Source organism: Brenneria roseae subsp. roseae (assembly GCF_003115845.1).
GTDB lineage: Bacteria > Pseudomonadota > Gammaproteobacteria > Enterobacterales > Enterobacteriaceae > Brenneria > Brenneria roseae.
The window spans coordinates 122156-145915 of record NZ_KZ819028.1; the positions used below are offsets into that span (position 1 = coordinate 122156).

Consider the following 23760-nt stretch of genomic DNA (forward strand, 5'->3'; position numbering starts at 1 on the left):
TTATTGCAATATCAACCGGTTCCGGTTGTTTTATCATTTAAATCAAAAATTAATATTAAAAATTCAGGCAAATGATATTTATTCCGCCGGCGGACGAGATTATTCAGTCTCATTAAGGACGTACCATGCCATTAAATAAAAAGAGCCGTATCACGGGCGCGCTATATGGACAGATGTTGGGTGATGCGATGGGCATGCCATCAGAGCTATGGCCGCGTTCACGTATCAAAGCGCATTTCGGTTGGATTGATCGGTTTTTACCCGGTCCAGAAGAAAACATGGCAGCCTGTTATTTTAAAACCGCAGAATATACCGATGATACTGCCATGGCCCTTGCACTGGCAGATGCGTTGATCGAACGTGAAGGCGGCATCGATCCCGTCGCCATCGGGAAACATATTCTGCACTGGGCATTGTCATTCAACGCTTTCGAGAAAAACATCCTTGGGCCAACCTCCAAAGCGGCGCTGACGGCGATACAGCAGGGCACCGCGATCGATGAACTGGACAACAACGGATTAACGAACGGCGCCGCCATGCGTATTTCACCGTTAGGCTGTCTGGTGCCGGTGGATTCGCTGGACGATTTCATTCGTGATGTCGAACTCGCCTCCAGCGCAACGCATAAATCCGACGTTGCTATCGCGGGCGCCACCGTGATTGCCTGGGCGGTATCAAAAGGGATCGACGGCGTTTCGTGGCTGGAGATCAGCGATGCGCTTCCCGCCGTCGCGCAAGCGGCGCAGGAAAAACGCGTGACCACTTACAGTGCCTCCATGTCGGCGCGGATCACGCTGGCGTTACAGACGGTAAGAGCCGTGCATGAAACGGAACACGCGCTGGAGCGTGTTTATGACCTGATTGGTACGGGGGTGGAAATTATTGAATCCGTTCCGGCCGCCATTGCGATGGTCGAACTGGCAGAAACCGACCCGAACCGTTGCGCAATACTGTGCGCCAATCTTGGCGGAGATACCGACACGATCGGCGCCATGGCTACCGCGATCTGCGGTGCGATAAACGGGATCGGCAGTATTGCTCCGCACTTTAAACAGCAGTTGGAAGAGGCCAATCAGGTTGATCTTGAGCATTACAGCAGTGAGCTGTTCAGGTTGCGTGAATGGCGAAAACAGGCTGGGGCATAGGACGCTTCAATAGAAACCCGTTCACCATCAATATCACGGATACATTTCAGGATAAAAACCGGACTGCCCGCTGAAATATTCGGTTGTTCAGCGATATCAGGTTTACCGGCGATCCTGGCTTTCTCCAGCCAGTAAGCGTCCGGTTTTTTCCCTTTCAGACACCGGATGGGAAAACCCGTGCGCACCGCGTGAATTACCGACAGCATCATAGGCTTGCAGTATCCCGCTCACTACGCGATGATTCCCTACGTTATTTTCGCCCTGACCTTCCTAACTCACCGGAGTTTGCGATGAAACCTAACGTCATTCTGTATAGAAAAATTCCTGACGATCTGCGCGCCCGCCTGGATCAACATTTTACCGTCACTGAACTTGATGACTTTCCTGCTGTAGATCATCCCGCACTGGCGCAGGCAGAAGGTTTGATCGGCTCCGGCGGTAAAGTGAATAAAGCCTTTCTGGAACACACGCCGCATCTGCGCGCCGCGTCCACCATCTCTGTCGGTTACGACACCTTTGATGTGGATGCCATGAGCGAGAAAGGCGTCGCCCTGATGCATACGCCGACCGTGTTGACAGAAACCGTGGCCGATACGGTACTGGCGCTGATGTTGGCCAGCGCCCGCCGGGTAGTGGAAGTCGCAGAACGAGTCAAAGCAGGCGAATGGCAGAGCAGTATCGACAGCGACTGGTTCGGCACCGATGTTCATCATAAAACGCTGGGGATACTCGGTATGGGGCGCATCGGTCTGGCCGTGGCGCAGCGGGCGCATTTTGGCTTCAGTATGCCGATCCTCTACAACGCGCGTCGTCACCATCCGCAAGCGGAAGAGCGCTTTGACGCACGTTATTGCGATCTGGATACGCTGCTCGCCGAATCAGACTTTCTGTGCATTACCCTGCCGCTGACCGCCGAAACGCACAATCTGATTGGCCGTGAACAGCTGGCTAAAATGAAGTCCAGCGCGATCCTGATTAATATCGGCCGCGGTGCGGTGGTGGATGAAAAAGCGCTAATCGATGCGCTCAGCGACGGGACAATCCATGCAGCCGGTCTGGACGTATTTGTTAAAGAACCGCTACCGAAGGAATCACCGCTGTTAAGCCTGCCGAACGTGGTGGCGCTGCCCCACATCGGCTCGGCAACCCATGAAACTCGTTATAACATGGCGGCTTGCGCGGTAGATAACCTGATTGCGGCGCTAACTGGTACGGTAAAAGAAAACTGCGTTAATCCGCAGGTGTTGAAATAAACTTCAGGTGAAAAAGCAAGGCTGCGATTGCAGCCTTGCCGGAAACCCGCGATCACTCAATCGCGATCGGCTTTTCCGTCAGCGTGGTTTTATTATCACCCTGAATAGCCTGTACTTTTTGTTCTGTTGCCTTAACCGCGTCCGCACTGCTCAACAAGCTGTATGTCAGCTCAAATACCGTACTTTGTCCCGGCTGAAGCTGTTTTACCCGCCCTTGTTCCCGCTCAATGGTCACCGGATAGGCATAGCTGGTGCCGGGTTCAATGCCGGTAACATAGCCCTGCTTCACGGTATCGGTGTTTTTCCACAGCGTCAGCAGCGGCAGCTGGCGGGTATCGAACTCAATGGATACGCCTTTGTCGCCCGCCCGGTTTACCAGTGCCGCCAGCGTCTTGCCCTGTTTATCGGCATACGGCGTCAGGTTAAAAACCATTTCATCGAAATCTTTGGTGGGGCCTTGATAAGTTTGCCACTCTTTCAGCCCGGCTTTGGCGTAATCATTAAAGGGTGAAATTTCTTTTACCGGCGCAATAAACCGCGCGCCCTCTTCGAGAATCGGCGTACCAAAATTACTGTGATAGATAATCTGATAATCGCGGGCATAGTCCGCCTTATTCGTCAGCACATCATGTACCGTAAACGACTCGCTGCCGGGGATGTAACGCAGTTCGGTCCAGGTTTCCAGATTGGATTGCTTGAAGCTGTTCTCTTTCAGCAGGCCGCGAACCGTGATCTGATAAGGCGCTTTTTCACTGACGTCTACGACGACTTTTGATGCCGGCGTGTTGCCGGCACGGCCATGCAGCGTATAAATCGTCCCCTTGTCCACCACGGGGTGACCGGTCCATTCATAGCCACAGCGCACCATCATTTCGTTAAAGCCTTCCAGCCAGCCCAGCCCGTTACGACTTTCCATATTGATGGTATTCGGGTTGACCACCTCATTCACCGGAGAATCCCATCCCAGACGAATGTCTTTGCCCGTCACGTGCAGCAAATCCATACCACGGCTTGGGCTAAGTACAATTTTCAACCCGTTCCGGCTAGCGATCGTAATGATTTTACTGCCTTCCTGACGCCCGCCGTGCAGGACCGTCTGCTCAATGCTGAAATGCTGATCCTTGATCTTCATTACATCACTGCTGATTTGCCAGTTTCCCTTTTCCACACTGCCTTCAGCATCCGTCAGCACGAACGTCTGGGCAGACAGTTGCCATGACGTCAGCGCTAATGATATCCCCATCACCAATAATTTTTTCATTTCATTCTTCCTTTTTGCTGAATTGATTTAGCTACCGAGAAGCCAAGATTACAAATCAGCCTACTTTCAGAATGTGACAGCTATCACCAGATGAAAAAACACTGCGTTATTGCTAATTTTTCTGAATAAAGATCACGGCTACGTTAACTATCATCGTATTTATTGCAAAATAAATGGGATATCGATCGACTATTTTTGATATCGATTCAGCTTTCATCCATAAAATCACAGCGCTATATTGCGGTAAGGTTGACAACGTTCAGCAAAACGTAACGATCGACATTATCCAAATGAGATAATGCATGTAACCAATTAAAAAAAATGATGTTTTATGCTTTATTGCCTGTAAAGCAGACGAAAGCCACGTTGGCAGGCAAATGACCAAATCGCCCGCTTTCTTTTAGATAATCATGCTAATAAAATCAATTAATTCAGTTAAATGTAACAAATGAGCTATTTTAAGCCACATTGCACACTGGCAGCGCAAGCGCTATGGTTGCCTCTTGCCCACGTATGAACACTCACTGACAAACTATGAATTTTTCTCTTTTCGGCAATAAATTCACCCGCCATGCAGGCATTACCCAGCTCATGGACGATCTGAACGAGGGACTCCGCACGCCGGGAGCCATCATGTTGGGGGGCGGAAATCCGGCGCATATTCCGCAGATGGATACCTATTTCCAACAACTCTGCCAGGAAATGCTGGAACAGGGGAAATTGACGGATGCGCTTTGCAATTACGATGGTCCGCAGGGTAAAGATACGCTGCTCGGCGCACTGGCTGATCTGCTGCGGGATGAATTTGGCTGGCAGATTGGACCACAGAATATTGCTCTGACAAATGGCAGCCAGAGTGCGTTTTTCTACTTATTTAATCTGTTTGCCGGTCGTCACGCCGATGGCAGTCTGAGAAAAGTGCTATTCCCACTGGCGCCGGAGTATATCGGTTACGCCGATTCCGGGCTGGATGAAAACATGTTTATGTCCGTGCGTCCGCAAATCGAGCTATTACCGGAAGGACAGTTCAAATACCATGTGGATTTCGATCATCTGTCGATCACCGACGATGTGGGGCTCATCTGCGTTTCACGTCCAACCAACCCGACCGGCAATGTACTGACGGATGACGAGCTGATGCGTCTCGATATTCTGGCGCAGCAACACCATATCCCGCTGCTGATCGACAATGCTTATGGCGTGCCCTTCCCCGGCATTATTTTCAGTGAAGCCACCCCACTGTGGAATCCCAACATCATCCTGTGCATGAGCCTGTCCAAGCTGGGGCTTCCCGGTTCCCGCTGCGGCATTGTCATTGCCGATGAAAAGGTCATTTCAGCCATTGGCAACATGAACGGCATCATCAGCCTGTCCCCCGGCGCGATTGGACCGGCACTGGCGCAGGAAATGATCCAGCGTGGCGATTTGCTGCGGCTATCCAACGAGGTGGTTCGCCCGTTCTACCAGCAGCGCGTCAGCGAAACCATTGCCATCATTCGGCGTTACCTTTCCCCCGAGCAGTGTCTGATTCATAAACCCGAGGGAGCGATTTTCCTGTGGCTGTGGTTCAAAGAGCTGCCAATCACCACGGAAGTGCTGTACCAACGTTTGAAAAAACGTGGCGTGCTGATGGTGCCGGGCCACTACTTCTTCCCCGGTCTGGAACAGGAATGGCCGCACGCCCATCAGTGCCTGCGGATGAATTACGTGCCGGAGCCCGACAAGATTGAACGCGGGATTGCGATTCTGGCGGAGGAAATAGCGAAGGCGACAGCGCACCGATAATTTTCCTTGTTAACTCTTCGCCTCTGGGCAGGAATTGCCCCCCTCTGGCGTAACTGTCTCTGGGTCACATTTTTATGCAAACTCAGAGGCCGTTTTGTGCGCCACAATGCCGCCATTTCCATGCTATATCGTGGCACGCGCCCGACATAGGGGGCTCAAACGCCAGCCCCCTATGAACCCCGGCTTCCGGCTAAATTATGCCAGTAACGGCCAACCCCGTCAGCGTCCCTACATTTGTGTATAAGAGACAGTTGGCGTAAAAGGGGCTGAGCCGGGAAGGGCCTTAGAGTCTAGCTCCGCTATGCCTTTATCCCCACCACACCCGCGGTCTCCAACACCGCATGCAGCAAAACATTCGCCCCCGCGGTGACCTGCTCAGGCGAGGAATACTCAATCTCGTTGTGGCTGATGCCGTCTTTGCATGGAATAAAAATCATCCCGGTCGGCGCCAGTTCGGCGACATACACCGCGTCGTGCCCCGCCCCGGAAACGATGTCGATATTGGAATAGCCCAGCAGATCAGCGGCCCGGCGCACGGCGTCTTTGCATTCAGGATGAAATGGCGCGGCGCGATACTGCGATACCTGCGTCAGTTGAATATCCAGCCCGGTTTCCGCGCCCAGTTCGGCGAGGTACGTCTTCAGCGCCGCATCCATTTCATCCACCAGTTCATCCGTCAGATTGCGGAAATCGATGGAGAATTTCACACTGCCCGGTACGACGTTACGGCTGTTCGGATGCACCTGCACCATCCCCACCGTGCCGCGCCCATGGGGTGCAAAGCGGTCGGCAATGGCAATCACCTCCTGCATGATACGGGTTGAAACCTGCAACGCGTCTTTACGCAACGCCATCGGCGTTGGTCCGGCGTGGGATTCCATCCCCGTCACCACACAGTCATACCAGCGGATACCCAGCACCGCCTGCACCACGCCGATGGCAATATCCTGATCTTCCAGTATCGGCCCCTGCTCAATGTGCGCTTCAAAATAGGCGCCAATCGGATGATCGCCAGGCGTTTGCGGGCCGGCATAACCGATTTTCGTCAGTTCGTCCTGCACGCTTTTGCCATCCACATCCACGGCGGCATAAGCCTGTTCCAGCGAGAACACGCCGGCAAATACGCCCGATCCCATCATGACCGGTACGAAACGGGAACCTTCTTCGTTAGTCCAGAACACCATCTCTACCGGCGCTTCGGTTTCAATCTTCCGATCGTTCAGCGTGCGAATCACTTCCAGCGCGGCCAGCACGCCAAAGTTGCCGTCAAACTTTCCGCCGGTCGGCTGGGTATCAATATGGCTCCCCGCCACCACCGGAGGCAGGGCGTTATTGCGACCGGGACGGCGCATAAACACATTACCAATCTTATCGATCTCGACGGACAGCCCGGCGGCTTTACCCCAGCTCACCACCAAATCCCGGCCCTGACGGTCCAAATCCGTCAGCGTCAGCCGGCAAACGCCGCCTTTGGGGGTCGCGCCGATAACGGCCAGCTCCATCAGCGACTGCCACAGGCGTTCGCCATCAACTCGCAGATCGGTAATATCAGAACCCTTTTTCGTTGCAGATAACACGTCACTATTCATCGCGGATTTCCTCTTGGGTGGAACGCGGTTACAGGTTGTCTTTTCCAGTCATCAACGGGTCAGCGCACTACGGCCTCGGGGGCCAGCAAACGCTCGCGCAACGCGCTGGCTTTGAAATCAGGGCCAAAGGCCGGGCGTTTGATATAGCGCCCGGCCCCCTCTTGCGCCCGCAGATCGCCATCCGCCCACACCACTACGCCATGACTGACGGTATAGGTCGGGATGCCGCGTACCGTGCGGCCTTCAAAGACATTGAAGTCATTTTTCGAGTGGTGCGTCTTCGCCGAGAGCGTCTTACTGCCCTGCGGATCCCACACCACCAGATCGGCATCAGCGCCGACAGAAATACTGCCTTTGCGCGGATAAATATTGAACAGACGCGCCGTATTGGCGGAGGTAATGGCGACAAACTCGCTGGGCGTCAGGCGTCCGGTGTTCACGCCCGCATCCCAGATAACGGACAACCGTTCTTCAACGCCGCCACAGCCGTTGGGAATTTTGGTAAAACTGTCTTTGCCCGCCGCTTTCTGGCTGGCGCAGAACGTACAGTGATCGGTCGCGGTGGTGTGCAGTTGACCGGATTGCAGCCCGCGCCACAGCGCTTCCTGATGCGCTTTAGGACGGAACGGCGGGCTCATGACGTGCGCCGCCGCCTGATTGAAATCCGGATGACGATATACGCTGTCATCCACCACCAGATGCCCGGCCAGCACCTCGCCATAGACGCGCTGGCCACGGGCGCGGGCGCGGGCGATCGCCTCCGCCGATTCCATGCAGGAAACGTGCACCACATAAATGGGGACGCCCATGACGTTGGCAATGGCGATCGCGCGGCTGGCCGCTTCGCCCTCAACCGCCGGCGGACGCGACAGCGGGTGGCCTTCCGGTCCGTTGATACCACGCCGTATCATTTCCTGTTGCAGCAGATAAACCATTTCACCGTTTTCCGCATGCACCGTGGGCATCGCTCCCAGTTCCAGCGAACGGCGGAAGCTGTTCATCAGCGTTTCATCATCACACATGATGGCGTTTTTATAGGCCATAAAGTGCTTGAAGCTATTGACGCCTTCTTCCTGCACCAGCGTGCCCATATCCCGATGCACGCTCTCGTCCCACCAGGTAATGGCGACATGGAAACTGTAATCCGAGGCCGCTTTTTCTGCCCAGCCACGCCAGTCCCGGTACGCTTCCATCAGCGGCTGCTGCGGGTTGGGAATAACAAAATCGATAATCGTCGTGGTGCCGCCCGCCAGCCCGGCGGCGGTGCCGCTGTAAAAATCATCCACCGTTACCGTGCCCATAAACGGAAAGTTCATATGGGTATGGGGATCGATGCCTCCCGGCATCACATACTGGCCGCCCGCGTCAATCACCTCGGCGCCCGCCGGGGCCTGTAATGCGGCATCCTCACCCACGGCAACAATAATACCGTTCGAGCACAGTACATCGGCACGAAACTCCCGATCGGCATTGACGACCGTACCGCCTTTGATTAACAGGTTATGACTCATTGTTTTCCCCTCATTTTGCTTGATCATGGCCGCTGAACGACCCGACATTGCATGGGTATAAAGAAACGATCAGACCTTTCAGGCCGGGGTTGCCATTGGATTATTCGGGTGCGTCGTCCAGTTGGCGTATTCTCCGCTCACGGTTTTTCCGGTGCGCAAATCCACTTCTCCCGGTTGCAGGCTGCGCATGGAAATGCAGTTTTCTACCGGACAGATGGAGACACACAGATTGCAACCGACGCAATCTTGTTCCTTCACTTCGTAATAACGTTCGCCATTTTTCATGCTGGTGATGGCCTGATGGGACGTATCTTCACAGGCCAGATGACAGCGTCCGCATTTAATACACTGCGATTGATCGATAACCGCTTTATCCACGTGATTAAGGTTCAGATAACGCCAGTCCGTTACGGTGCTGACGGCGCGGCCACGGAAATCTTCCAGCGTGCGGTAACCCTGTTGGTCCATAAAATTGGCAAGACCGCTGGTCATGTCGCGAACGATCGGGAAGCCATGCACCATCACCGCGGTACAGACCTGCACCGTGCCGCAGCCCAGCGCGATGAACTCGGCGGCGTCACGCCAGGTGGAAATCCCGCCGATGCCGGACATCGGCAAACCGCGCGTCAGCTCATCACGGGCGATTTCCGCCACCATATTCAGAGCGATGGGCTTGACCGCCGGGCCACAGTAACCGCCGTGCGATCCTTTGCCGCCGGTATTGGGATGAATGCTCATCTGCTCCAGATCCACCCCCATTACCGAATTGATGGTGTTGATCAGCGACACCGCATCGCCGCCGCCGCGCAGCGCGGCTCGCGCCGGATAGCGGATATCATTGATATTGGGCGTCAGTTTGACGATCGTCGGCAGGCGGCAATACTGCTTGCACCAGCGGGTGACCATTTCGATGTATTCCGGCACCTGTCCCACCGCCGCGCCCATGCCCCGTTCGCTCATGCCGTGCGGACAGCCAAAGTTCAGCTCAATGCCGTCGGCGCCGGTTTGTTCCACCAGCGGCAGAATGGATTTCCAGGCATCTTCTTCACAGGGCACCATAATCGACACAATCATGGCCCGATCGGGCCAGTTGCGCTTCACGCGGGCGATTTCTTCCAGATTGGTATCCAGCGAACGGTCGGTAATCAGCTCAATGTTATTCAGGCCGATAATGCGCCGATCCGTGGTACGCAGGGTGCTATAGCGCGGCCCGTTGACGTTTACCACATGCGGGTCCTGTCCCAGCGTTTTCCAGACCACGCCGCCCCAGCCTGCTTCAAAGGCGCGCACGACGTTGTACTCTTTATCCGTGGGCGGCGCGGATGCCAGCCAGAAAGGATTAGGGCTTTCGATACCCAAAAAGCGACTACTGAGATCAGCCATGTAGATACTCCCGTGTGCTCATTGAAGGTTTACCCGTCAGAGATTGATTGGCCGAGGGGCGCAGCATCGCGTCGATGGATTTCGCCGCCGCTTTGCCTTGACGTACTGCATCGACCGTCAGATCCAGCCCGTCTGCGCAACAATCCCCGCCCGCCCATACGCCGGGTAACGAGGTGCGTCCGTCTTCATCCGTCGCAATGCGGCCCTCTTTCAGGACAATCGACGCGCCGGTCAGGCTGGCGTCATACGTCTGTCCAATCGCCTTCAGCACCATATCGGCGGGCAGGGTGAACGTTTCCCCGGTAGCCACCCGCGCGCCGGACTGCGACTGCATGACTATGAACGACACCGCTTTCACTTTGCCGTTCTCCCCTTCAATAGCCTGCGGGGCTGCCCAGTGACGGATGGCGACGCCGTTGGTTTTCGCCCATGCCTGCTCATATTGAGATGCTTTCATGTCCTGTTCGCCGCGGCGATAGACCATCGTAACTTCACGCGCGCCCAGCTTTTTCGCCTGCACCGCGGCGTCAACGGCGGTCATGCCGCCGCCGATGACCACCACGTTACGGCCGATGGCAACCTCTCCGGGATGCGCGGCCTGACGCAGTTCCGCAATAAAATCGACCGCTTCGCGCACCCCCGCCAGCGGGGTTTCTTCAACGCCAAGCGCATTCACGCCGCCCAACCCCATTCCGAGGAACACCGCGTCATAATCCATACGCAGCGCATCCAGCGTAATGTCCCGTCCCAGACGATGGTTAAGACGCAGTTCAATGCCGCCGATCGACAGCAGCCAGGCAATTTCACGCTGGGCGAAATCATCGGTGGTCTTGTAGGCCGCCAGGCCGTACTCATTTAATCCGCCCGGTTTATCCCTGGCGTCGAACACCACGACGTGATGTCCGTTCTGCGCCAGCCGATGTGCGGCAGTCAGCCCCGCCGGGCCCGCCCCGACGACGGCCACTTTTTTGCCCGTTGACGATGCGCGGCTGAATAAAGGCTGACCGGGATTGGAGAGATAGGCGTCGGTGGCATAACGTTGCAACAGGCCGATTTGTACCGGTTTGCCATCCTGCTGATTGCGCACGCAGGCTTGCTCGCACAAGGTTTCTGTCGGACAGACCCGGGCACACATGCCGCCCAGCACGTTCTCGCTCAGAATGGCCTCCGCCGCCCCGCGCACATTGTCCTGCGCGATACGATGAATAAAGCTCGGTACGTCAATGTCTGCCGGACATGAACGAGTACAGGGCGCGTCGTAGCAGTAATAGCAACGCTCCGATTCGATCACGGCCTGAATTTTGGTGAGCGGTGCGGCGCTATCGCCAAAGTTGTCTGCATATTCCGCGTCGCTGAGTCGTCCCGCCAGAATGCCCGGCGCATCGCTGCCGGCCGGTAATCGTGTTTTCATGCGGCGCACTCCTTTGGCTGGGCACTATCAGGGGCACGAGGGCACAGCATCGGTAATTCATTCCACAACCTGCCGATACGGTTTTGCTTTCGATGGCTCATGGTGGTTCTCCCGCTAACGTCGGATTAAGGGAAAGGCCGGTGGCGCCACACCTTCGGTAAAATCTTGACCAAATGGTTAAGTTTTCCCTTCTAACCATGCGATTTATGTGCCATTTCTTCAGAAACGATCAATAACGTTAAAAACAAGGCGTTATCCGATCATAACTTTTCACGATGGCGGATTTTGTGGATCTTTTAGGTGCAGGTTGCTCCATTATTGGCGATGATTGCGCCAATAATGGGCTTGATAAAACAGGAGGGGGAGGAGGTTTATAAAGATGGAAAAAACCAGGTGATGACGCTTAGTGGTTCAACGCATCGGGAAGGCCGCACATTCTGAAAATGCTGGTCAGCACATGCTCGATGGCTCGCTGCCGGGCGCCCGGTTCATGCGCCTCATTGCCGAGCACGGCGGCAATCTGAATGTCAAAATCCGCGTAAGTCTGCGTCATCGCCCAGATAGAGAAAAAAAAGTGCTTACTGTCTAACGGCGCCAGCAACCCCTGTTCAACCCAGTCATCCACCACTGCCGCTTTACGGGTCACCAAATCGCGCAGCTGCGTTTTCAGGAGTTCATGCACCATTGGCGCACCTTGCAGGAGTTCGTTGGCAAACAGCTTCGAGGCGTGCGGACGCTCAAACGTCAACACCATTTTTTGCCGGACATATTGTTCAATCACCGCACGTGGATCGGCCTGCGGATGGAAATGTTCCAGCGGCGCCAGCCAGTCATGCAGAATGCCGTCCAGCACGCGTAAATAAAGATTTTGCTTGTTGCCAAAATAGTAGTGCAGGTTTGGTTTAGGCAGATCGGCTTCCGCCGCAATCAGCGCCATTGTCGTGCCTTTGAAGCCGTAGCGGGCAAACACGCGCTCCGCCGCCAGCAGGATGATCGCTTCATTATCGAGCCGGATGCGGCCTTTTACGGATTCATCGGTTAGCGTGTGTTTTAACATCTGCCTTCTCCCTTCAACGGTTCACGCACAACATTACCTGATTTACGCGGTGCAAGACACGCGCCAGGATCGACAAAAGAAGATGCAGCCCTGTTATGCCCGCTATTTCTTATACGCCATTCAGGAACAAGCACCGGGCAAAAGCGTGTTTTCCCGCTGGCGTAAAGGGAGTGAGCCGGTCCGTGAGGGAAGATTGCCCTATTTTCGGGCACGCCGCGATTCTGTCGCACCCTTTTAGGGTTTCCTTATCAGAGGATAGATTATTAACTATCTGTTTTTATTATGCTTACATATTGGTACGCATCTTGCTTAAACCAATAAACAGGGCAGCACAGTACTACCATGTCTGAGCGCACGATGAATGGCTGGCTAGGGTTCCGATTCACAATTTGTGAATGACTGGTCCGAGAGCTGGCGACCTCCAGTGAGGTTACACGGCGGGATAAAAGCCCGGGAGACAGCAAACCTAAAACCCTAGGTATTTTGCTGCTCCTGCACCCGTAAACCTGACTGGAGATACACTGATGAGAAAACCTTTCCTTACCGCCTGCCTCCTGACTCTGCTGAGCTTTTCCGCCACCGCTGAAACGAAAAAGAGCTTTAACGTCTGCTGGACAATTTATGCGGGTTGGATGCCGTGGGGATATGTCAGTACCGAAGGGATTATCGATAAGTGGGCAAAGAAATACGGGATTGACATCAAAGTCACCCAGCTTAATGACTATGTTGAGTCGATAAACCAGTATACCGCCGGCCAGTTCGATGGCTGTACCATGACCAATATGGACGTGCTGACCATGCCCGCCGCGGGCGGGGTCGATACCACCGCCCTGCTCGCCGGCAGCTTTTCCGATGGCAATGACGGTATTGTCATGAAGGGCGACAACAAGACGCTATCCGATCTGAAAGGGCTGAATATCAACCTGCCCGAACTCTCCGTTTCTCACTATCTGCTGGTGCGCGGGCTGGAAAAGGCCGGGCTGGCGGAAAAAGATATCAGAGTGGTGAATACCTCCGACGCCGATATTGTGGCCGCGTTTAATACCGGCGGCGTTCAGGCCGCCGGCGCCTGGAACCCTCAGCTTTCCGCCATCAAAGCCGTCCCCAACACCACGGAAGTGTTCAGCTCCAGCCAGATTCCCGGCGAAATCATCGATCTGATGGTGGTCAATACCCAAACGCTCAAAGACAACCCGGCGCTGGGCAAGGCCCTGACCGGCGCCTGGTTTGAAATCATGTCCATAATGCAAGCGGGCGATAATGCCGCGCTTGAATCCATGGCTCGCGCTTCAGGAACCGATCTGGCCGGCTATCAGGCCCAGCTCAAAACCACCCATTTATTCCATTCCCCTGCCGACGCAGTACAGTTCGTCACCAGCGGCGAACTGCCGAAAACCATGCAGCGGGTAGCGAATTTTTCCTTTGAAAAGGGGCTGTTGGGTGAAGGCGCGCGCAGCGCCGATGCGGTGGGAATGGCCTTTCCCGGCGATGTGATCCTCGGTGACAAAAACAACGTGAAGCTGCGCTTTGACGCGACCTTTGCGCAGATGGCCGCCGAAGGCCAGCTCTAATCACCGCGGGGAATTGCCATGCGCTTAATCAATCGTCATCCGGGTCGCGGCGGGCGGCTGCTACTGATGCTGCTGCCGTTTGTACTGCTGATTGCCCTCTATTTCACCAGTTCGGTCAGCCGACTGGCGGACAACCCCAGTGACAAACTGTTGCCCAGCGCCGCGCAGATGGTTGATGCGATAGAACGCGTCGCTTTTACCGCAGACAAGCGCAGCGGCGAATATGTCCTGTGGGCCGACACCGCCGCCAGCCTGAGCCGGCTGGCGATCGGACTGGGCGTATCCTCGCTGGCGGGATTGTGCCTCGGCATTGCCGCCGGGGTATTTCCGCTGTTCAGAGCGTCGCTATCCCCACTGATGACCGTGCTGTCGATGATCCCGCCGTTGGCAATACTCCCGATTCTGTTTATCGTTTTCGGCCTCGATGAGTTGTCAAAAGTGATGCTGATCGTCATCGGCATCACACCGGTACTGGCGCGCGATCTCGAACAACGCGCCCGTGAAATCCCTCCCGAACTGCTGATCAAGGCGCAAACGCTGGGCGCGAATAGCTGGACGCTGGTGCTCAGGGTGGTTCTGCCCCAGCTGCTGTCGCGGCTGCTGGTTTCACTGCGCCTGATGCTGGGCTCCGCCTGGCTGTTTCTGATCTCCGCCGAGGCTATTTCGGCCACGGCGGGTCTGGGTTATCGGATATTCCTGGTGCGTCGCTATATGGCCATGGACGTGATCCTGCCTTACGTCGTGTGGATCACGCTGCTGGCCTGGCTGATGGACTACGCATTGAGGCTTCTTAATCGTTACTTTTTCCCCTGGTCTGAGGGAGAAAAAGGATGAGTTTTATTCAAATCAACAATATCTGGCAGGAGTATGGCGACCATGTAGTGCTGGAACGCCTGAACCTCTCCATCGAGGAAGGGGAATTCTGCACCATGGTAGGCGCCTCCGGGTGCGGTAAGTCGACGTTTCTGCGCTTGCTGCTGGGGCAGGAAAAACCAAGCAGAGGCAGCCTGTTGCTGGAGGGCAAGCCGCTGGCGGATGAGCCCGATGCCAGCCGGGGCGTGGTGTTTCAGCGCTACTCGGTCTTCCCGCATCTGAACGTGCTGGACAACGTCGTCATCGGCCCGGAGCTGCTGCATGCCCGCGTCACAGGCCGCTTCTTCGGACGCCGCAAACGTCAGGCCAGAGAAGAGGCGATGCGTCTGTTACATCGGGTAGGGCTGGGGCACGCGCTGGATAAATACCCCGGTCAGTTATCCGGCGGTATGCAACAGCGTCTGGCCATCGCGCAGGCGTTCATCATGTGTCCGCGCATTCTGCTGCTGGATGAACCGTTCGGCGCGCTCGATCCCGGTATACGCAAAGATATGCACCGGCTGCTGCTGGAGCTATGGCAGGAAACCCGCCTGACCGCCTTCATGGTGACTCACGATCTGTCAGAAGGTTTCAATCTCGGCACCCGGCTGCTGGTGTTTGACAAGGTTCGGCAGGATCCCCAGGCGCCGAACGCCTATGGCGCGCGCGTCACCTATGACATTCCCCTGAACGCCGATCGCCTTGCCGCGCGCCGCGCGCTTGCCGTGCCGCCGCCGCATATCACGCCTACCCCGGCAACCGATCATTGATAAGGATTTTAGCCATGACCAACCCATTGATTTTACAATCTGCTTTATATGAAGAAACCGTTCCGGGCGGCGGACACACCTCGTTTGTCCTGCGCCGGGGCCAACTGCTGCGCATCACGGATATTGAAGGTGATGCCAACGTCAGCCTGATGCTGCTGAATGCGGCCCAGCCCAGCGAGCGGCTTAATCTGCCCGATACCCTGAAAGGCCAGCACACGGCAAAACTCACTGCGGGCCACTGCCTGTATTCGGATATGGGCCGGGTTCTGGCCGCCATCACCGCCGACACCTGCGGCTGGCACGACAGCTTCGGCGGAGTGCTCAATGCACAGGAAGTCGAAGAGAAATACGGTCAGGGACGTTATCAGGAACAGCGTAACGCCTTTCATCGCAACGGCGTGGATAACCTATTGGTGGAGATGGGTAAGTGGAACCTGAACCTGCAAGACTTGCTGATGGTCGTCAACCTGTTCAGCAAGGTGACGGTGGATGAAACCGGCGGCTTCCACTTCCAGCCGGGTAATGCCAAAGCCGGGGACTGCATCGAACTCTACGCGCCAATGGATACGCTGGTGATACTTACCGCGCTCCAGCACCCGATGGACCCCAATCCGCACTATTCCCCCCGGCCCGTCCAACTGAATTGGTTCCAGCCGAACAGCGACGGCATCACCGGGCTTTGCCGGCATTCACGCGCGGAAAACGCCCGCGCCTTTCACAACACTGAACGCCAATATCTTTGAGGGACAATACGATGAGCTTAACCACCAGTCACCTTCAGCCTGAACAGGCGCTGTTCCGTCATGTGATCCCGGCGGGCGAACCCTATCTGTTTGAAGTCAAAAAAGGCCAAACGGTGCGCCTGCTCGATCTGGAAGGCAATCAGGCCGTTGATACGCTGTTTTACCGCGCCGCCAACCCGCGTGAGCGCTACGATCCTCAGCGGACGTTGCGCCGTCAGAACAACGTCTATCTGACCACCGGCAGCGTCCTTTATTCCAATCTCGGCAATCCGTTGCTGACCATCGTCGCCGACACCTGCGGCCGGCACGATACGCTCGGCGGCGCCTGCGCGCAGGAGAGCAACACGGTGCGCTATGCGCTGGATAAACGCTATATGCACAGCTGCCGCGATAATTTCCTGTGCGCCTGCCTGCACGACGGCCGTCTGGATAAAAAAGACATTGGCGCCAACATCAACTTTTTCATGAATGTCCCGGTTACGCCCGATGGCGGACTGACGTTTGAAGATGGCATCTCGGCGCCGGGAAAATACGTCGAACTTCGGGCAGAGACGGAGGTGATCGTGCTGATCTCCAATTGCCCGCAGCTCAACAACCCCTGCAACGGCTGGAACCCGACCCCGGCGGAGGTCCTGATATGGTCATGACCAGGCATGCATTCGCCGCCGTCTGGCGCGTGGCGGGCCGCTTTCTCGCCGCGTTATTGGTCGCCCGGGCCAGACATTATACCGGGCTGCTGCCTGCCTTATCGGCGGAGCGTGAACGGGCGGATAACGCCAATGACCTGAACTTCAGGTAACGGGCATCCGCGGCACAACCCGCGATCCCCTCGCCACGGACGACCCTGGCGCAGCACAGCAGAAGCAGGACGACCTGCCTCATTTCGAGAGCGCTTCACATGTTTGAAAACGTATTGATTGCCAATCGCGGTGCCATTGCCTGTCGTATTTTACGCACCCTGCGGGACTTGAATGTTCAGGGCGTGGCGGTCTATTCAGAAGCCGATGCGGCCAGTTTGCATGTCCAGCAGGCGGACATCGCGGTCAGTCTGGGAGACGGCCCCGCGGCGCAAACCTATCTGATGGTGGACAAGATCCTCGACGTCGCCAGAAAAACAGGGGCCGACGCCATTCACCCCGGCTATGGTTTCCTGTCGGAAAACGCCGCCTTTGCCGAAGCGTGTGAAGCCGCCGGTATCGCCTTTATCGGACCCACGCCGGAACAGCTGCGCGTATTCGGTCTTAAACATACCGCGCGCGCGCTGGCGAAAGCTCATCACATCCCCCTGCTGGAAGGTTCGGCATTGCTGGAGGATGTGGACGCCGCGCTGACGGCGGCGATCGCCATTGGCTATCCGGTGATGCTGAAAAGTACCGCGGGCGGCGGCGGCATCGGCATGCGCGTATGTTGGTCCGCGGACGAACTGTCAGAGGCTTTCGAAAGCGTTCGCCGTCTGGGACAGAACAATTTCAGCGATGCCGGGGTGTTCGTCGAAAAATATATCGAACGCGCCCGTCATCTGGAGGTCCAGATTTTTGGCGACGGCAGCGGAGAGGTACTGGCTTTAGGGGTGCGTGACTGTTCCGTGCAGCGGCGTAATCAGAAAGTGCTGGAAGAAACGCCCGCGCCAAACCTGCCGGTTGGGATGGATGCGGCACTGTGCAACGCGGCGGTGAAGCTGGCTCAGGCCGTCAACTACCGCAGCGCGGGTACGGTTGAGTTCATCTATGACAGTCAGGCTGAACGCTTTTATTTCCTTGAGGTCAATACGCGCCTACAGGTTGAACACGGCGTCACTGAACAGGTCTGGGGCGTGGATCTGGTGCGCTGGATGCTGCAACTGGCCGCGGGTGAACTGCCGCCGCTGGCGGCGCTGGCGCGGGATTTATCGCCACAGGGCCATGCGATTCAGGCGCGGCTGTACGCCGAAGATCCGGGACGCCACTTTCAGCCCAGCCCGGGACTACTGACGGCGGTCAGCTTCCCTCACGCCGAAGGTAAATCACTGCGTATTGATACCTGGGTCGAAGCGGGATGTGAGATCCCGCCCTATTTCGACCCGATGATTGCCAAGCTGATTAGCTGGGCGTCTTGCCGGCAGGACGCGTTGCACGCGCTCGATAAGGCGCTGGCCGAGACGGTGCTGTACGGGGTGGAAACCAACCGCGATTATCTGCGGCAGATCGTAAGGGATACCCCATTTGCCAGCGGATTACCCTGGACCCGCTGCCTGGAAACGCTGGTTTATCAGGCCAATACGTTCGAGGTCGTGGCCGCCGGTACGCAGACCACGGTACAGGATTATCCCGGCCGTATTGGTTACTGGGCCGTCGGGGTTCCGCCCTCCGGGCCGATGGACAGCCGCTCGCTCTGTCTGGGAAACCGTTTGCTGGGCAACGACGCAGGCATGGCGGCGCTGGAAGTGACCATGAGCGGCCCCACCCTGCGCTTCAACACGGAGGCGGTCGCCGCGGTGACCGGGGCCGAGCTGTCGGTACAACTGGACGGACAGCCGCAGCCGATGAATGTCTCATTCCCGATCCCGGCAGGCAGCACCCTGCAATTGGGCACGCTGACGGGAGCAGGCGCACGCAGCTATCTGTGCCTGCGGGGCGGCATTCAGGCGCCCGATTATTTAGGCAGCAAAAGCACCTTTACGCTGGGCCAGTTCGGCGGTCATGCCGGTCGTGCCCTACGCGCGGGCGACGTGCTGCGTCTGACTGCGTTGCAGAACAACGCCAGCGGCGTACAGCTGCCTGATGAACTGGTCGCCACGCTGCCCGCGGTGCGTGAAATGCGGGTCATTTATGGCCCGCACGGCGCGCCCGAGTATTTTACGCCCGGCTATATCGACACGTTTTTTGCCACCGAGTGGGAAGTCCACTTCAACTCCAGCCGTACCGGCGTGCGCCTGATTGGTCCAAAGCCAGAATGGGTGCGGGACAGCGGCGGCGAGGCGGGATTGCATCCTTCCAATATCCATGACAACCCTTATGCCATTGGCGCCGTTGATTTTACCGGGGATATGCCGGTGATCCTCGGCCCTGACGGTCCGAGTCTGGGCGGTTTCGTCTGTCCGGTCACCGTCATCGAGGCTGACCTGTGGCAACTCGGTCAGCTCAGGGCCGGCGATAAGGTGCGCTTTACGCCGGTCAGCATCGAAACGGCACGAGCGCGGGCGGTGGCGCAAAAAACGGAGTATGCCGAATTGCGGGCGGTCGCATCCGACTGGCAAGCGCATCCACTACAATCCCCGGTGGTGCTTGACTGCGGACAAGGCAACCAGCGGCTGGTGGCCCGCCTCAGCGGCGACACCTATCTGTTGCTGGAACTGGGTGAGCCGGAGTTGGATCTGGCGCTGCGCTTGCGGGGTCATGTGCTGATGCAAATGCTACAGGCGGACGATATTGACGGCATCATCGATATCACCCCGGGGATCCGCTCGCTGCAAATCCACTACCAGCCGGAAACGCTGGCGCTGCCGCAGCTGCTGCGCAAGGTGGCCGAGGTGTGGCAAGAGGTTGGTAAAAAACAGGATTTGCGCGTCCCTTCACGCATCGTGTATCTGCCTCTCTCCTGGGATGATCCCGCCTGTCAGTTGGCAATCCAGAAATATATGACCACGGTGCGCAAGGATGCGCCGTGGTGCCCGAGCAATCTGGAGTTTATCCGCCGCATCAATGACCTGACCGATCTGGATGAGGTCCACCGTCTGGTCTTTGCCGCCAGCTATCTGGTCATGGGGCTGGGCGATGTGTATTTGGGCGCGCCCGTCGCCACACCACTCGATCCGCGCCATCGTCTGGTCACCACCAAATACAATCCGGCGCGTACCTGGACGGCGGAGAACTCGGTCGGCATCGGCGGCGCCTATCTGTGCGTGTATGGCATGGAAGGGCCCGGCGGATATCAGTTTGTTGGCCGCACCCTGCAAATGTGGAACCGATACCGGGACGTGGCGGCGTTTGACGGCAAGCCCTGGCTGCTGCGTTTCTTCGACCAGATTCGTTTCTATCCGGTCGGTGCCGATGAGCTATTGCAAATTCGCCGAGACTTCCCGCTGGGGCGTTATCCGTTACGAATTGAGCACAGCGAGCTGGCGCTGGCCGACTATCAGGCTTTTCTTGAGCGCGAGGCAGACAGTATCGCCACGTTCCGCCACCGGCAACGTGCGGCGTTTAATGCCGAGCGGCTGCGCTGGGCCGACGCCGATCAAACCCCTCTCGACAGCGAAGCCGGGCACGCGGAACAGCATGACGGCGCCCCCTTGCAACCCGGTCAACACGGCGTCGAAAGCCCGATTGCCGGCAATTTGTGGCAGGTTGCGGTCGGCGTGGGCTCTCACGTCATGCAGGGCGATACGCTGGTGATACTGGAGTCCATGAAGATGGAAATCCCGCTCGAATCCCCCTGGCGGGGGATAGTACGCGAAGTGAGAGTACAACCGGGATCGCCCGTGAGTGCCGGGCAGTGTGTCATTGTCATTGAGAAAGAGTGAGGAAAATACCATGCAACCGACTTTTGATCTGCGTCTGAGTACGCTGCGGGATGCTTACCAGAAAGGCGACTTAACGCCACGCGCGTTGTTGCAACAGTTGCGTACCGCAGCAGTCGCGCTCAACCCTGAATTCCATCTGTTCATCCATCCGCTGAACGCCGACGAACAGGAGCCTTATCTGGCGGCGCTGGAACAACAATCCCCGGCGTCTCTGCCGCTGTACGGTATTCCCTTTGCCATCAAGGACAACATCGATCTGGCCGGCATCCCCACCACCGCCGCCTGTCCGGCCTATGCCTATGTGCCGCAAAAGAGCGCCACGATCGTCGAGCAATTGATCGCATTAGGCGCGATCCCCGTCGGGAAAACCAATCTGGATCAGTTTGCCACCGGCCTTAACGGTACACGCTCGCCCTATGGCGAATGCCGCAACAGTATCCACCCCGATTATCCGGCGGGTGGCTCCAGCGCCGGTTCGGCGCTGGCGGTGGCGCTCGGTTTAGCCAGTTTCGCGCTGGGAACGGATACGGCAGGCAGCGGGCGGGTGCCCGCCGCCTTGAATAATCTGGTTGGATTGAAAGCCAGTAAGGGACTGATTTCTACCGCGGGCGTCGTCCCCGCCTGCCGCACGCTGGACTGCGTCACCTTTTTCACCGCCAGCGCCGAGGAAGCCAGCCAGCTGCTGGCGCTGGTCGCCTTGCGGGATCCCGACGACGCATACAGCCGCGCCAATCCACAATGGAACGACGCCAGCGCGTTTGGCCTGCCTCGTCCCGGCTTCCGCTTTGGCGTGCCCGATAAACTGGAGTTTTTAGGCTGCCCTGAAAGCCCGGCATTATTCTCCGCCGCGGTTGAACAGCTGAAAGCGCTGGGCGGCATCCCGGTCAGCATTGATTTTTCCCCTTTTCTGGAAGCCGCCAAATTGCTTTATGAAGGGCCGTGGACCGCGGAGCGTTACAGCGTGGCGGGCGAGCTTATCGAACGCCAGCCGGACGCCGTACTGCCGGTGATCCGCGATGTGCTCGCCCAGGCCCCTCGCCACAGCGCCGTGGATACCTTTCGCGCCCAGTACCGGCTACAGGCGCTGAAGGTCATTTGCGATCGGACCATGGCCGATCTGGAATGCGTCCTGACCCCTTCCTACCCGCGCGCGGTGACGTTGGACGAACTGCATGCCGAACCAGTCAAACGTAATGCCGATCTCGGCTACTACACCAACTTCATGAACATGCTTGACTATGCGGCGGTCGCGCTGCCCGCCGGGTTCCAGACAAACGGTCTGCCCTGGGGAGTGACGTTGTTCGGGCGCGTCTTCACGGATCAGTATCTGCTCAGTCTGGCGGCGGCGTTTCAGCGCCGGCAATCACTGCCGCTGGCGGGCGGGCACACGCCGCACGCCACGACGCCGGAACGCGTTGCCCGCAACGATCGGGCCCGGCTGGCGGTGTGCGGCGCGCATCTCTCAGGCCAACCCTTAAACGGGCAGCTTACCCAGCGCGGAGGCCGGCTGCTGCACGCGACACAAAGTTCACCAGACTATCGGCTGTATGCGCTGGCAGGCGGCCCGCCGTTTCGTCCCGGCATGGTGCGGGTGGCGGCTGACGGCGAAGCCATCGAGGTCGAGGTGTGGGAACTGCCCAGTGCGGAGCTCGGCTCTTTTCTCACCGGGATCCCCGCGCCGCTGGGACTGGGGAAAGTGCAACTGTCCGACGGCAGTTGGGAAACCGGGTTTATCTGTGAACCATACGGGCTGAAGGATGCGCAGGACATCACCCACCTGAAGGGGTGGCGCGCCTATCTGAAGGGCGGGATTCGTTAACGTCAGCAACGAAAGGATGGCGGGCAGGATCATACAACCGGCAAAGTGCCCGTAAAGCGATGGTTTACGGGCCTTCAGAAAAATCGATTATTTCGCCGCCTCATCCCAGACGACGTGGGTCATGGCGCTGTCGCCGGGGTCTTTTTTGATCACCGAGGCATCGCCTCCGTTCAGCAGCACATCCACCGTGCGACGGTAGGCCGCCGGATCGAGATAGCCAATTTCCGGCGTATTGGCATGGGTAATCAGCTTGGCGACATTCTCCATCTGCCGCTGTTGCACTTCTATCGTGGCGGAACCGGACATATCTTCATTCACCACAATCTCGGCGGCTTCGGTTGGATTTTTCACCGCGTCATTCCAACCCTTATAGGTCGCTTGCAGGAACTTCGCCATTTTCGCGACAAACGCCGGATCGTTCAGGCTCGACTCCAGCACATACAACCCATCTTCCAGCGTCGATACGCCCTGATCTTCATACGGGAAGGAAATCAGTTCGTCCTGTTTCATGCCGGCATCAATCAACTGCCAGTATTCGTTGTAGTTCATGGTTGAAATACAGGCGGCCTGATTCTGCAACAGCGGATCAACGTTAAAACCCTGCTTCAACACCTTAATGTCCGTATCCGGCTTGTAACCCAGCTTGTGCATCCAGTTGAAAAACGGATACTCGTTCCCCCCAAACCACACGCCCAGCGTTTTCCCTTTCAAGTCCGCCGGTGTTTTAATGCCGGTTGATTTACGGCAGGTCAGCATCATGCCGGAACGATCAAATATCTGGGCGATATTCACCAGCGGCACCCCCGATTCCCGCGCCGCCAACGCATCCGGCATCCAGTTCACGATTACGTCCGCCGATTTCCCGGCAATCACCTGCACCGGCGAAATGTCCGTACCGCCAGGCTTGATGGTCACATCCAGACCGGCATCCTTGTAGTAGCCCTTGGCCTGCGCGACGTAATAGCCCGCAAACTGCGCCTGCGGCAGCCATTTAAGCTGCAAGGTGACTTTCTCGGCGGCCCAGGCGCCGGTCGTCAGGGAAAACGCCAGCGTTGTGGCGGCCGCGATAAGACATTTGCGAAAAGCGGAACGATCTCTCATCTGAGTATCCT

The 23760-nt window shown here is 57.1% G+C and carries 19 protein-coding genes and 1 riboswitch; of the genes, 11 read left to right on the plus strand and 8 right to left on the minus strand.

Translation table 11 applies throughout. The features are described from left to right. Nucleotides 1-125 precede the first annotated feature (125 nt). On the plus strand, nucleotides 126-1145 hold the full coding sequence (locus DDT52_RS11150; RefSeq protein WP_136156412.1) for an ADP-ribosylglycohydrolase family protein: 1020 nt from the start codon (nucleotides 126-128) through the stop codon (nucleotides 1143-1145). Here the strand turns inward: DDT52_RS11150 and DDT52_RS11155 are convergent. Further along, nucleotides 1091-1354, minus strand: coding sequence for a UTRA domain-containing protein (locus DDT52_RS11155; RefSeq protein WP_136156413.1), 264 nt, complete (start codon nucleotides 1352-1354; stop codon nucleotides 1091-1093). The genes DDT52_RS11150 and DDT52_RS11155 overlap by 55 nt on opposite strands. A gap of 81 nt (nucleotides 1355-1435) precedes the next feature. On the opposite strand from DDT52_RS11155, the gene ghrB reads away from it, so the two are divergent. After that, complete coding sequence (gene ghrB / locus DDT52_RS11160) at nucleotides 1436-2398, plus strand: glyoxylate/hydroxypyruvate reductase GhrB (RefSeq protein WP_136156414.1); 963 nt, start codon at nucleotides 1436-1438, stop codon at nucleotides 2396-2398. Nucleotides 2399-2450: 52 nt separating this feature from the next. On the opposite strand, the gene DDT52_RS11165 is transcribed toward ghrB, so the two are convergent. Next, nucleotides 2451-3659, minus strand: coding sequence for an aldose 1-epimerase family protein (locus tag DDT52_RS11165; protein WP_136156415.1), 1209 nt, complete (start codon nucleotides 3657-3659; stop codon nucleotides 2451-2453). Between the two features lie 534 nt (nucleotides 3660-4193). Here DDT52_RS11165 and DDT52_RS11170 point away from each other — a divergent pair. After that, entirely contained in the window at nucleotides 4194-5444 is a 1251-nt protein-coding gene (locus tag DDT52_RS11170; protein ID WP_136156416.1) for a valine--pyruvate transaminase, read from the plus strand. 299 nt (nucleotides 5445-5743) lie between these two features. On the opposite strand, the gene DDT52_RS11175 is transcribed toward DDT52_RS11170, so the two are convergent. The 5 genes from DDT52_RS11175 to DDT52_RS11195 all read right to left on the minus strand — a co-directional run bounded on the left by DDT52_RS11175 (nucleotide 5744) and on the right by DDT52_RS11195 (nucleotide 12395). Next, nucleotides 5744-7033 carry a Zn-dependent hydrolase gene (locus DDT52_RS11175; RefSeq protein WP_136156417.1) on the minus strand — a complete coding sequence of 430 codons (1290 nt, stop codon included), beginning with the start codon at nucleotides 7031-7033 and terminating at the stop codon, nucleotides 5744-5746. 59 nt (nucleotides 7034-7092) lie between these two features. Beyond that, nucleotides 7093-8544 carry a dihydropyrimidinase gene (hydA, locus tag DDT52_RS11180; protein WP_136156418.1) on the minus strand — a complete coding sequence of 484 codons (1452 nt, stop codon included), beginning with the start codon at nucleotides 8542-8544 and terminating at the stop codon, nucleotides 7093-7095. Between the two features lie 78 nt (nucleotides 8545-8622). After that, nucleotides 8623-9927 carry an NAD-dependent dihydropyrimidine dehydrogenase subunit PreA gene (gene preA, locus DDT52_RS11185; RefSeq protein WP_136156419.1) on the minus strand — a complete coding sequence of 435 codons (1305 nt, stop codon included), beginning with the start codon at nucleotides 9925-9927 and terminating at the stop codon, nucleotides 8623-8625. Then, nucleotides 9920-11338 carry an NAD(P)-dependent oxidoreductase gene (locus tag DDT52_RS11190; protein ID WP_136156420.1) on the minus strand — a complete coding sequence of 473 codons (1419 nt, stop codon included), beginning with the start codon at nucleotides 11336-11338 and terminating at the stop codon, nucleotides 9920-9922. The genes preA and DDT52_RS11190 overlap by 8 nt, the downstream gene beginning before the upstream one ends. Before the next feature lie 403 nt (nucleotides 11339-11741). Next, nucleotides 11742-12395 (minus strand): TetR/AcrR family transcriptional regulator, encoded by a 654-nt coding sequence (locus DDT52_RS11195; protein ID WP_136156421.1) that lies wholly within the window; start codon nucleotides 12393-12395, stop codon nucleotides 11742-11744. Between the two features lie 358 nt (nucleotides 12396-12753). Continuing rightward, a riboswitch (guanidine-I (ykkC/yxkD leader) is annotated at nucleotides 12754-12854 on the plus strand. Nucleotides 12855-12919: 65 nt separating this feature from the next. Here DDT52_RS11195 and DDT52_RS11200 point away from each other — a divergent pair. The 8 genes from DDT52_RS11200 (at nucleotide 12920) to atzF (ending at nucleotide 22648) form a co-directional block, all read left to right on the plus strand. After that, the gene (locus tag DDT52_RS11200; RefSeq protein WP_136156422.1) at nucleotides 12920-13966 is read left to right on the plus strand and encodes a putative urea ABC transporter substrate-binding protein; all 1047 of its coding nucleotides are present in this window, start codon (nucleotides 12920-12922) and stop codon (nucleotides 13964-13966) included. An 18-nt stretch (nucleotides 13967-13984) separates the two neighbouring features. After that, the gene (locus DDT52_RS11205) at nucleotides 13985-14800 is read left to right on the plus strand and encodes an ABC transporter permease (protein ID WP_136156423.1); all 816 of its coding nucleotides are present in this window, start codon (nucleotides 13985-13987) and stop codon (nucleotides 14798-14800) included. Next, the gene (locus DDT52_RS11210; RefSeq protein WP_136156424.1) at nucleotides 14797-15588 is read left to right on the plus strand and encodes an ABC transporter ATP-binding protein; all 792 of its coding nucleotides are present in this window, start codon (nucleotides 14797-14799) and stop codon (nucleotides 15586-15588) included. Before DDT52_RS11205 ends, DDT52_RS11210 begins: the two co-directional genes overlap by 4 nt. Before the next feature lie 14 nt (nucleotides 15589-15602). Continuing rightward, nucleotides 15603-16331 carry an urea amidolyase associated protein UAAP1 gene (locus tag DDT52_RS11215; protein WP_136156425.1) on the plus strand — a complete coding sequence of 243 codons (729 nt, stop codon included), beginning with the start codon at nucleotides 15603-15605 and terminating at the stop codon, nucleotides 16329-16331. Between the two features lie 11 nt (nucleotides 16332-16342). Continuing rightward, complete coding sequence (locus DDT52_RS11220; protein ID WP_136156426.1) at nucleotides 16343-16978, plus strand: urea amidolyase associated protein UAAP2; 636 nt, start codon at nucleotides 16343-16345, stop codon at nucleotides 16976-16978. After that, a complete protein-coding gene (locus tag DDT52_RS20935; RefSeq protein ID WP_168709762.1) occupies nucleotides 16969-17130 on the plus strand; it encodes a hypothetical protein in 162 nt (53 codons plus the stop codon). The genes DDT52_RS11220 and DDT52_RS20935 overlap by 10 nt, the downstream gene beginning before the upstream one ends. 99 nt (nucleotides 17131-17229) lie before the next feature. Then, the gene (uca, locus tag DDT52_RS11225; protein ID WP_136156427.1) at nucleotides 17230-20829 is read left to right on the plus strand and encodes an urea carboxylase; all 3600 of its coding nucleotides are present in this window, start codon (nucleotides 17230-17232) and stop codon (nucleotides 20827-20829) included. A gap of 10 nt (nucleotides 20830-20839) precedes the next feature. Next, nucleotides 20840-22648, plus strand: coding sequence for an allophanate hydrolase (gene atzF, locus DDT52_RS11230; protein WP_136156428.1), 1809 nt, complete (start codon nucleotides 20840-20842; stop codon nucleotides 22646-22648). 87 nt (nucleotides 22649-22735) lie between these two features. Here atzF and DDT52_RS11235 read toward each other — a convergent pair whose 3' ends face one another. Continuing rightward, nucleotides 22736-23749, minus strand: coding sequence for an ABC transporter substrate-binding protein (locus DDT52_RS11235; protein ID WP_136156429.1), 1014 nt, complete (start codon nucleotides 23747-23749; stop codon nucleotides 22736-22738). Nucleotides 23750-23760: the final 11 nt, after the last annotated feature.

What these genes read in the sequence shown, in the direction of transcription:
- DDT52_RS11155 (WP_136156413.1), bottom strand. Translation starts at nt 1,354, where the DNA reads ATGATGCTGTCGGTAATTCACGCGGTGCGCACGGGTTTTCCCATCCGG.
- DDT52_RS11150 (WP_136156412.1), top strand. Translation starts at nt 126, where the DNA reads ATGCCATTAAATAAAAAGAGCCGTATCACGGGCGCGCTATATGGACAG.
- DDT52_RS20935 (WP_168709762.1), top strand. Translation starts at nt 16,969, where the DNA reads ATGGTCATGACCAGGCATGCATTCGCCGCCGTCTGGCGCGTGGCGGGC.
- preA (WP_136156419.1), bottom strand. Translation starts at nt 9,927, where the DNA reads ATGGCTGATCTCAGTAGTCGCTTTTTGGGTATCGAAAGCCCTAATCCT.
- uca (WP_136156427.1), top strand. Translation starts at nt 17,230, where the DNA reads ATGTTTGAAAACGTATTGATTGCCAATCGCGGTGCCATTGCCTGTCGT.
- hydA (WP_136156418.1), bottom strand. Translation starts at nt 8,544, where the DNA reads ATGAGTCATAACCTGTTAATCAAAGGCGGTACGGTCGTCAATGCCGAT.
- DDT52_RS11200 (WP_136156422.1), top strand. Translation starts at nt 12,920, where the DNA reads ATGAGAAAACCTTTCCTTACCGCCTGCCTCCTGACTCTGCTGAGCTTT.
- DDT52_RS11235 (WP_136156429.1), bottom strand. Translation starts at nt 23,749, where the DNA reads ATGAGAGATCGTTCCGCTTTTCGCAAATGTCTTATCGCGGCCGCCACA.
- DDT52_RS11170 (WP_136156416.1), top strand. Translation starts at nt 4,194, where the DNA reads ATGAATTTTTCTCTTTTCGGCAATAAATTCACCCGCCATGCAGGCATT.
- DDT52_RS11215 (WP_136156425.1), top strand. Translation starts at nt 15,603, where the DNA reads ATGACCAACCCATTGATTTTACAATCTGCTTTATATGAAGAAACCGTT.
- DDT52_RS11205 (WP_136156423.1), top strand. Translation starts at nt 13,985, where the DNA reads ATGCGCTTAATCAATCGTCATCCGGGTCGCGGCGGGCGGCTGCTACTG.
- DDT52_RS11190 (WP_136156420.1), bottom strand. Translation starts at nt 11,338, where the DNA reads ATGAAAACACGATTACCGGCCGGCAGCGATGCGCCGGGCATTCTGGCG.
- DDT52_RS11195 (WP_136156421.1), bottom strand. Translation starts at nt 12,395, where the DNA reads ATGTTAAAACACACGCTAACCGATGAATCCGTAAAAGGCCGCATCCGG.
- atzF (WP_136156428.1), top strand. Translation starts at nt 20,840, where the DNA reads ATGCAACCGACTTTTGATCTGCGTCTGAGTACGCTGCGGGATGCTTAC.
- DDT52_RS11175 (WP_136156417.1), bottom strand. Translation starts at nt 7,033, where the DNA reads ATGAATAGTGACGTGTTATCTGCAACGAAAAAGGGTTCTGATATTACC.
- DDT52_RS11210 (WP_136156424.1), top strand. Translation starts at nt 14,797, where the DNA reads ATGAGTTTTATTCAAATCAACAATATCTGGCAGGAGTATGGCGACCAT.
- DDT52_RS11220 (WP_136156426.1), top strand. Translation starts at nt 16,343, where the DNA reads ATGAGCTTAACCACCAGTCACCTTCAGCCTGAACAGGCGCTGTTCCGT.
- DDT52_RS11165 (WP_136156415.1), bottom strand. Translation starts at nt 3,659, where the DNA reads ATGAAAAAATTATTGGTGATGGGGATATCATTAGCGCTGACGTCATGG.
- ghrB (WP_136156414.1), top strand. Translation starts at nt 1,436, where the DNA reads ATGAAACCTAACGTCATTCTGTATAGAAAAATTCCTGACGATCTGCGC.